Origin of the sequence: Sandarakinorhabdus sp. (assembly GCF_032115815.1) — a bacterium.
Classification (GTDB): domain Bacteria; phylum Pseudomonadota; class Alphaproteobacteria; order Sphingomonadales; family Sphingomonadaceae; genus Sandarakinorhabdus.
Genome location: NZ_JAUMBI010000026.1, coordinates 1 through 8,184, shown reverse-complemented (window position 1 = coordinate 8,184; position 8,184 = coordinate 1). Strand labels below are relative to the sequence as shown.

Below are 8,184 nucleotides of genomic sequence, written 5' to 3'. Positions count from 1 at the left end.
ATCGAATCGCTGGGCGCCGCCACCGTATTGTGCAGCGACAAAACCGGCACCCTCACCCAGAACCGCATGGCGGTGGTGGCGCTGTGGCGGCCCGATGGCACGCCGGCCGCAGCGCCTGATCGTGCCGCACACGCCGATCTTGCCGCGCTCGGCCGATTGGCCAGCCCGCCCCACGCCACCGATCCGATGGACATCGCCTTCCACACGCTGGCCAGCGATCTGGGTGCGCCGCCGGCCACCGGCGACGTGCTGCACCTTTACCCGCTGGCGCCGGGCCAGCCGGTGATGGCGCAGGCTTGGGATACGGGGCAAGTGGCGGCCAAGGGCGCGCCTGAAGCCATCGCCCGCCTGTGCCGGCTTGATGCCACCGCATCGGCCGCGATGGAGGCCGCTGCCGGCGCCATGGCGGCACAGGGCCTGCGCGTGCTGGCATTGGCCGAATGTGCATTGCCCGATGGCCCGTTGCCCGATGCTCTGAGCGCGCTGCCGCTGGAATTCCGCGCGCTGGTGGGCATCGCCGATCCCCTGCGCGCCGATGTGCCGGATGCCGTGCGAGCCTGCCAGGCCGCCGGCGTGCGGGTGATGATGATCACCGGCGATTACCCGGAAACCGCTCGCGCCATCGCGGCCCAGGCCGGCATCGCGCCGCTGGAAACCCTCACCGGCGCCGAACTCGATACGCTCGACGACGCCGCACTCAGCCGCCGGCTGGCCGGGATCGGCGTCTGCGCCCGCATTCAGCCGCGCCAGAAACTGCGCATCGTCGAAGCGCTGAAGGCCGGCGGCGAGGTGGTAGCGATGACCGGTGACGGTGTGAACGACGCGCCCGCCTTGAAAGCCGCGCACATTGGCGTCGCCATGGGCGGCCGCGGCACCGATGTGGCGCGCGAAGCCTCCGCCATCGTACTGCTCGACGATGAATTCAGCGCCATCGTCACCGCCATGCGGCTGGGCCGACGCATCCACGACAATCTGAAGAAGGCGATGGGCTTCATCGTGGCGGTGCACATCCCCATCGCTGGCCTGGCGTTGCTGCCCTTGCTGTTCGGCCTGCCGCTGCTGCTGGGTCCGGTCCATATCGCGCTGCTGGAAATGATCATCGATCCGGTCAGTGCGCTGGCCTTCGAGGCGGAGGAAGCCGAATCCGATGCGATGACCCGCCCGCCGCGCGCACCGGATGCACCGCTGTTCGCCCCGGCTCAGCTGGCCGCCGCGATCCTGGAAGGCGCCGTCGTGCTCGCCCTCGTCGCCGGCTTCGCGCTCCTGCTGTGGCACGCCGGCCTTCCCGAAGCCGCGGTCCGCTCCGCCGCCTTCGTTGCCCTTGTCACGGGCCTGCTGGTGCTGATGCTGGTCAACCGCCGCCTTGGCAGCGGCATGGCCACGCTGTTGGGCGGTACGGGGCGCGTGCTGGCGATGGTGCTCACCGCAGTCCTCGGCCTGCTCGCCGCCACCCAGTTCGTGCCGCCGCTCACCGCCCTGCTGCGCTTCACGCCGGTAACGCCGGCGCTGGCGCTGGCCATCGGCGGCGGCGGCGTGCTGGCCATCGTCCTGCTGCAAATGCTGAAGCGGGTGATGGCTGCCCGCTAACGGGGCGCTATTTGCGCTGCCACTGGTCTGCCTTGCCCAGCGGCGGATTGGCCAGCGCCTTTTCCGCCTTGGCATCGCCCCGCAGCCAGTGCCGCCACCAAAGTGTGGTCAGCCGCGCCACGCGGTCCTGCATCTCGGCCGGGGCAGGCGTTTTGATGGTGTCGCCGGCAAACAGCATATGGCCGGCACCATCGATGATGGCGAGCGCCTTGCGGCCATCGGCCGGCGCGCCGGTGAACAGGCTGGCCCGTCTGGCGCGTTCGCTCGCTGCCACGTCGGGCGCGGCCTTGGCTGGCAAACCGTCCATGCTGCCAGTGACCACCAGCAGCGGCCGGCCGATGCCGCCGAACTGTGCCTTGGCGGCGGCGGGGTCAGCCGGGCCGGTCGTGCTCATGGCGATGAAGGCGCGGAAACGGCGATCGATCAGCGGCGCCTGTTCGCCATCCGGGCGCTGGCCGGCCATGGCCTGCACCACCCAGGCGCCCATGCTGTGCCCGGCCAGCGCCAGATGATCGCTGTCGATGCGGGCAAGATCACACGCCCCTTCGCGTGGCCGCCGCGCCAGTTCATCGGCAACGAAGCCCACATCTGCGATGCGCGCGATCAGCTGTTCGGGCGCGATGCCGGCGCGCACCTTGGCCTGCCGTTCTTCCGGCGTGGCGGGGCCGCGATAGACGCTGGCATCGCTGCCGGGATGTTCCAGCCGGATCACGGCAAGGCCCGCCGCCGTCCACGCCGCCACCCAGCGCGAAGCATTGCCGCGCGTGCCGCCAAGGCCGGGTGACCAGATCACCGCCGGCACCTTGGTCTTGCCATCGGGCAGATCGATGCGCACCGGCACATCACGGCCACGCGGCCCATCGCGCCAAACCGCATCGCACACGGCCGCCGCCGCCGGCGCAGCGAAGATCAGGGCAATGCAGGTGAGCGCGGCCTTCACGCGCCCACCTTAACCCCCGATCAGGCCAGCGTCATCTTGCGCTTGCCATGCTTCACCACGGCGGCCTGCGGCGCGCTGGTGGCCATGGACACGGTCTTGATCGTGTCCATGAACACCCAGTCGCAGCGGGTTTCGGCCGCGTTGAACGACAAGGTGAGATAGCCGCGGCGGCTGGTGTCGCACCATTGCATCCCCGGCGAGCTTTGCAGCAGAGCGGCGCGGATCAGCGCCGGATCGGCCGCCAGCGCCGATTCGTAACCGGGCGAGGTGACGGAGTGGACGCCGAATTCGGCCGCCACCGCCTTGCCATCCAGGCTGTGATTGAAGGCCCAGGCATTGTGGCTGTCGCCGGCAATCACGATGGGATCAGCACCGGCATCGGCCATGGCCTTCAGCAGCCGGCGCCGCGCCTGCGGATAGCCTGACCACATGTCCTGCGCGCCCGGAATGCCGGCCTGTGCCGCCGCAATGCCGCCCTTCACATAGCCTTGTGCGCGGGCATCGGCATTGGGGGCAAGGAACTCCAGCGCGTTCTTCGGCGTCATGATGTCCCCCATCACCACCTGCTGCGCGATCAGCTGCCAGCGCTGGCCGGCCTTCACGCTGGCCGCCACTTCGCTGGCAAACCAGGCTTCCTGTTCGGTGCCGAGCAGGGTGCGGGCCGGGTTCTGCCATTCGCCGCTGGCAAACGCCTTGATGCCCTCCGGCCCAGCCTTCAGTGCGGCATTGAGATCAAGCTGCTTGTCACGGCCGGACATGCGGGTGTCCAACGTCATCACCGATACCAGATTGCCGAAATCATAGCGGTGCCACGGCACCTCGGGGCTCATCAGCCACTCGCGGTGCGCCTTCAGTGCCGCATCGCGGCGCAAATTCCACACGCCTTCATCATCCTGGTGATTCTGGGCGCCGCCCTTCCAGGTATCGTTGGCGAATTCATGATCATCCCAGATGGCGATCATCGGGAATCGCGCGTGGATCGCCTGCAGGCCGGGATCGGTGCGATAACTGGCGTAACGCTGGCGATAATCGTCGATCATCAGGATTTCATCGACCGGCAAGATCTCGCGGCCCGGCATCACCGTTTCCGGATAGGTGCCCATCGGATATTCATAGATGTAATCGCCAAGGTGGATCACCGCATCGATATCGTCACGCACCGCGGCATGGGCATAGGCGTTGAAATGCCCGAACGGCCGGTTGGAGCAGGACAGTACCGCCAGCTTGAGCTGATCCAGCTTGCCCGCCGGCAGCGTCTTGGTGCGGCCCACCATGGACATCGTGCCATCGGGCGCGGTGAAGCGATACCAGAGCCACTTGCCATCAGGCAGGCCCTGCACCCGCGCCTGCGCCGTGCCCCAGCTTTCCGCGCCGGCCACCGCTTCGGCGCGGGCGATGATGCGGCTCATGCCTTGGTCTTCCGCCACCTCCAGCTTCAGTGCGGTCGCCGCACCCGTCACGCTGGCATAGCGGGTCCACAGTGTGACCGCGCCGGGGCCGGGGTGGCCCGACGCCACGCCATGGGTGAAGCCGCTGGGTGCCCACAGCCGCGCCAGCGCCGGGCGCACCGGCAGGATCAGGCCGGCTGCAGTGGCCCCCAGAAAGGCGCGACGATCAATGGCAGGACGCATGGCTGATTCCCCTTTAGACGTTGGCGCCATTAAACCGGATATTGTGACAATTTCGAGGGAGGCCGCCGCCATGGCGAAAATGCGCCAGAAGGCCGATCTGCCCACCAAGGATTGCGCCGCCTGTGGCCGCCCGTTCAGCTGGCGGAAGAAATGGGCGCGCGATTGGGAGAATGTGCGATACTGTTCCGACGCCTGCCGCAGCGGCGCCTATGGACGGGCGCGCGCCGGCACGACAGAATGACGCAAATTTTGGGGAGGAATCACATGGCCACGCAACTGAAAACGCCGAGTGTGAAGGATCAGGTTTCGGCCGAGGAGTGGGCGCTGCGCGTCGATCTCGCCGCCGCCTACCGCCTTGTGGCGCATTATGGCTGGGACGATCTGATCTTCACCCACCTCAGTGTGCGCGTGCCGGGGCCGGAGCATCATTTCCTGATCAACCCCTATAATCTGATGTTCGAGGAAATCACCGCGTCGTCCCTCGTCAAGATCGACGTGCACGGCAATCCGGTGATGGAAACGCCCTATCTCACCAACGCCGCCGGCTTCACCATCCATTCGGCCATCCACATGTCGCGCGAAGATGCCCACGCCGTCATCCACTTGCACACGCCGCACGGCCAGGCGGTTTCCGCGCACAGCGAAGGCCTGATGCCGATCACGCAGACGGCCATGCTGATCCGCGACGAGCTGACCTATCACCACTATGAAGGCGTCGCGACCGATCTGGATGAGCGCGAACGGCTGGTGCAGGATCTGGGCCCGACCAAGACCGCGATGATCCTGCGCAATCACGGCACGCTCACCGTGGGTGAGACGGTGGCCGAGGCCTTCATCAAGATGTATTTCCTCGAACGCGCCTGCGAGGCCCAGTGTCTGGCGCTGGCCGGCGGCCAGGATCTGATCAATCACCCGCCGCAGGGCACCCCGGAAAAGGCCGCCGATCAGGGCCGCGCCGGGCTGAAAATGGTGGGCAACATGCTGGCCTGGCCGGCGCTGCTCAGGAAGCTGGACCGGATCGACCCATCGTTCCGGGATTGAGCGTCAGCTCTCGAAGCGGTTCAGCGCATCGCCGGCGAAGGCGATCACGGCCAGCCACAGCCAGCCGAACATCATGGCGGTGCCGCCCGCGGGGGCGAGCGCCGCCACCCATTTCGGCGCGCCCATCGCCAGCAGGTTCAGATCCATCGCGAACACGAAGGCCCCGCCCAGCACCGCCCACGCGCCCGAATGAACGAACGGCGAATTGCGCCACGCCAGCAGGCCGAACACGGCGGCAACATGCGGCAGCTGGAAGGTCACCCCGGTCATGATCCAGTCTTTCGCCTGGGGATCATCAATACCGTGCGCAGCAAAGGTGCCGAACGCCAGCGCGATCAGCGCATTCAGGCAGGCAAAGGCCGGCAGGTAACGCGGGCGGGCGGGTGCGGTGGGTTCGCTCATAGCGGACAGACTGATGCTGTGAACGTCACTTGAAAACCCCTCAATTGCTGTGCCGCATCATCTCACGCGCGGTGATCATGCGCATGATCTGGTTGGTGCCCTCCAGGATCTGGTGCACGCGCAGATCGCGAAAGATGCGCTCCACCGGATAATCCATCAGATAGCCATAGCCGCCGTGCAACTGCAGCGCGCGATCGGCGACCGCCATGCCGGTATCAGTGGCAAAACGCTTGGCCATGGCGGCAAATTGCGTCTTGTCAGGCGCACCCTCGCTCACCTTCACCGCCGCCTGATAGAGCAGCGCGCGCGCCGCCGAAAGCTCGGTCGCCATATCGGCCAGGGTAAACTGCGTCGCCTGGAAATCGGCGATGGCCTTGCCGAACTGCTGGCGCTGACGCGTATAGGCCATGGCTTCATCAAGCGCGCGCTGGCCGCCGCCCAGACTGCACGCACCGATGTTGAGACGGCCGCCATCCAGCCCGGCCATGGCGATGCTGAAACCCTGACCTTCGGCGCCGACCAGATTCTCCACCGGCACCCGAACTTCATCGAAATTCACCTGCGCGGTGGGCTGCGATCGCCAGCCCATCTTGCGTTCCGGCGCGCCAAAGCTGACGCCCTTCATGTCGCGCTCGATCACCAGGCAGCTGATGCCCTTCGGCCCATCCACCCCGGTGCGCACCATCGTCACATACACATCGTTGACGCCGGCACCCGAAATGAACGCCTTCGATCCGGACACCACATAATGATCGCCATCCCTGACAGCCCGCGTCTTCAGCGCCGCCGCATCCGAACCCGAACCCGGCTCGGTCAGGCAGTAACTGGCGATCTGGTCCATCGTCACCAATGAAGGCAGATACTTGGCCTTCACCGCGTCACCGCCAAAGCAGTCGATCATCCAGGTTGCCATGTTGTGGATGGAAATGAAGGCGCTGGTTGACGGGCAGCCATGGGCCATCGCTTCCATGATCAGCGCCGCTTCCAGCCGGCCCAGCCCGATGCCGCCGCCGGCCTCGCTCACATAGATTGATCCGAAACCCAGCGCGGCGGCGGCCTGCACGACGTCCTTGGGATAATGGTGCTCGGCATCCCAGCGCGCGGCATGGGGCGTGATCGCCTCGGCCGTGAAGCGGCGGGCGACCTCCTGGATGGCCTTCTGGTCGTCGGTCAGGTCAAACTGGCTCATGCTCAGTCTCTACGGGGCTGGAAACGCCATGGCAATTCGTGGCAATAGCTGCAGATGAATCTTGCCCCCGCCACAATCGTCGATCAGTTGATCGACATCCACACCCAGTCCGTCGCCGCCCTGCGCGATGCGCTGAAATCCTATATCAACGATGGCGCCGCCCCCGATGGCAGCCAACGTGTGCGCGGCGATTGGGCCTACCCGGAACTGCGCCTCGAATTCTCCGGCGAACGTCGCGCGCTGCGCCCGATCCGCGCCTTCGCCCGGCTCAATCGCCCCGGCAGCTACACCACCACTGTCACCCGCCCGGCGATGTTCCGCGCCTATCTCGAAGAGCAGTTGGGCCTGTTGATGGCCGATTATGACGTGGTGGTCTCGGTTGGCCGCTCCGAAGTCGAAATCCCTTATCCCTACGTGCTCGATGGCGCGGCCGACCTGAATCTGGAAGGCGTCGCCGCATCGGAACTGGCCCGGCATTTCCCCACCACCGAATTGCAGCAGATCGGCGACGAACTGGCCGACGGCCTGTGGGACGAGAGCCGCGCCGATGAACGCCCATTGGCCCTGTTCGACGGCCCGCGCACCGATTTTTCGCTGGCCCGGCTGAAGCACTACACCGGCACCGCGCCGGAGGATTTCCAGCATTATATCCTGCTCACCAACTATCATCGCTATGTCGATGAATTCGTGCGCTGGGCCTGCCGGCAGCTCGGAAACGGCTATGATCGGCTTGCTTGCCCCGGCGGGCTGAACATCACGGCTGACGATCCTGATGCCGAGCACGCCGCCGCCGATTTCGCCTGGCGCAAGAACCAGATGCCGGCCTGGCACCTGATCGGCCCGGGAGGCACCGGCATCACGCTCGTCAACATCGGCGTCGGCCCGGCCAACGCCAAGACGATCTGCGATCACCTCGCCGTGCTGCGCCCGGAAGCCTGGTTGATGATCGGCCACTGCGGCGGCCTGCGCCCATCACAGGCCATCGGCGATTATGTGCTGGCCCACGCCTATTTGCGCGACGATCACGTGATGGACGATGTGCTGCCGCCGGAAATCCCGATCCCGGCGCTTTCCGAAGTGCAGAAGGCGCTGCAACTCGCCACCGAGAAGGTGACGGGCATGACCGGCGATGCGCTGAAACCCCGCCTGCGCACCGGCACCGTGGTGACGACGGACGATCGCAACTGGGAACTGCGCTATTCGCAAAGCAGCCTGCGCTTCAACCAGAGCCGCGCGGTCGCCATCGACATGGAATCCGCCACCATCGCCGCCCAGGGCTATCGCTTCCGCGTCCCCTACGGCACTTTCCTGTGTGTTTCCGACAAGCCGCTGCACGGCGAGATCAAGCTGCCCGGCCAGGCCAACCGCTTCTATGAAGGCGCGATTTCGGAGCA

At 66.4% G+C, this 8,184-nt stretch carries 8 protein-coding genes; 4 read left to right on the top strand and 4 right to left on the bottom strand.

Features of this window, described 5'->3' with window-relative positions; translation table 11 throughout:
- Positions 1 to 1,587 (top strand): cation-translocating P-type ATPase (locus RT662_RS01300; RefSeq protein ID WP_313668480.1); only part of this gene is annotated, 1,587 nt, incomplete at its 5' end.
- Between the two features lie 7 nt (positions 1,588 to 1,594).
- Here RT662_RS01300 and RT662_RS01295 read toward each other — a convergent pair.
- Together RT662_RS01295 and RT662_RS01290 are read right to left on the bottom strand one after the other, a co-directional pair.
- Positions 1,595 to 2,527, bottom strand: coding sequence for a dienelactone hydrolase (locus RT662_RS01295; protein ID WP_313668478.1), 933 nt, complete (start codon positions 2,525 to 2,527; stop codon positions 1,595 to 1,597).
- Positions 2,528 to 2,547: 20 nt separating this feature from the next.
- Positions 2,548 to 4,158, bottom strand: a complete 1,611-nt coding sequence (locus tag RT662_RS01290) for an alkaline phosphatase D family protein (RefSeq protein ID WP_313668475.1) — start codon at positions 4,156 to 4,158, stop codon at positions 2,548 to 2,550.
- A 70-nt stretch (positions 4,159 to 4,228) separates the two neighbouring features.
- Here RT662_RS01290 and RT662_RS01285 point away from each other — a divergent pair, with 70 nt between their 5' ends.
- A complete protein-coding gene (locus tag RT662_RS01285; RefSeq protein ID WP_313668473.1) occupies positions 4,229 to 4,399 on the top strand; it encodes a DUF2256 domain-containing protein in 171 nt (56 codons plus the stop codon).
- Positions 4,400 to 4,422: 23 nt separating this feature from the next.
- On the top strand, positions 4,423 to 5,199 hold the full coding sequence (locus RT662_RS01280; protein ID WP_313668472.1) for a class II aldolase/adducin family protein: 777 nt from the start codon (positions 4,423 to 4,425) through the stop codon (positions 5,197 to 5,199).
- A gap of 3 nt (positions 5,200 to 5,202) precedes the next feature.
- On the opposite strand, the gene RT662_RS01275 is transcribed toward RT662_RS01280, so the two are convergent.
- Both RT662_RS01275 and RT662_RS01270 read right to left on the bottom strand, forming a co-directional pair.
- On the bottom strand, positions 5,203 to 5,601 hold the full coding sequence (locus RT662_RS01275) for a DUF423 domain-containing protein (RefSeq protein WP_313668470.1): 399 nt from the start codon (positions 5,599 to 5,601) through the stop codon (positions 5,203 to 5,205).
- A 40-nt stretch (positions 5,602 to 5,641) separates the two neighbouring features.
- Positions 5,642 to 6,790 carry an acyl-CoA dehydrogenase family protein gene (locus RT662_RS01270; protein ID WP_313668468.1) on the bottom strand — a complete coding sequence of 383 codons (1,149 nt, stop codon included), beginning with the start codon at positions 6,788 to 6,790 and terminating at the stop codon, positions 5,642 to 5,644.
- Between the two features lie 54 nt (positions 6,791 to 6,844).
- Here RT662_RS01270 and RT662_RS01265 point away from each other — a divergent pair.
- The coding region (locus RT662_RS01265) for an AMP nucleosidase (RefSeq protein ID WP_313668466.1) at positions 6,845 to 8,184 on the top strand (1,340 nt) is incomplete at its 3' end.

Coding starts and splice junctions, on each gene's coding strand:
- RT662_RS01290 (WP_313668475.1), bottom strand. CDS start 4,158: ATGCGTCCTGCCATTGATCGTCGCGCCTTTCTGGGGGCCACTGCAGCC.
- RT662_RS01285 (WP_313668473.1), top strand. CDS start 4,229: ATGGCGAAAATGCGCCAGAAGGCCGATCTGCCCACCAAGGATTGCGCC.
- RT662_RS01280 (WP_313668472.1), top strand. CDS start 4,423: ATGGCCACGCAACTGAAAACGCCGAGTGTGAAGGATCAGGTTTCGGCC.
- RT662_RS01275 (WP_313668470.1), bottom strand. CDS start 5,601: ATGAGCGAACCCACCGCACCCGCCCGCCCGCGTTACCTGCCGGCCTTT.
- RT662_RS01270 (WP_313668468.1), bottom strand. CDS start 6,790: ATGAGCCAGTTTGACCTGACCGACGACCAGAAGGCCATCCAGGAGGTC.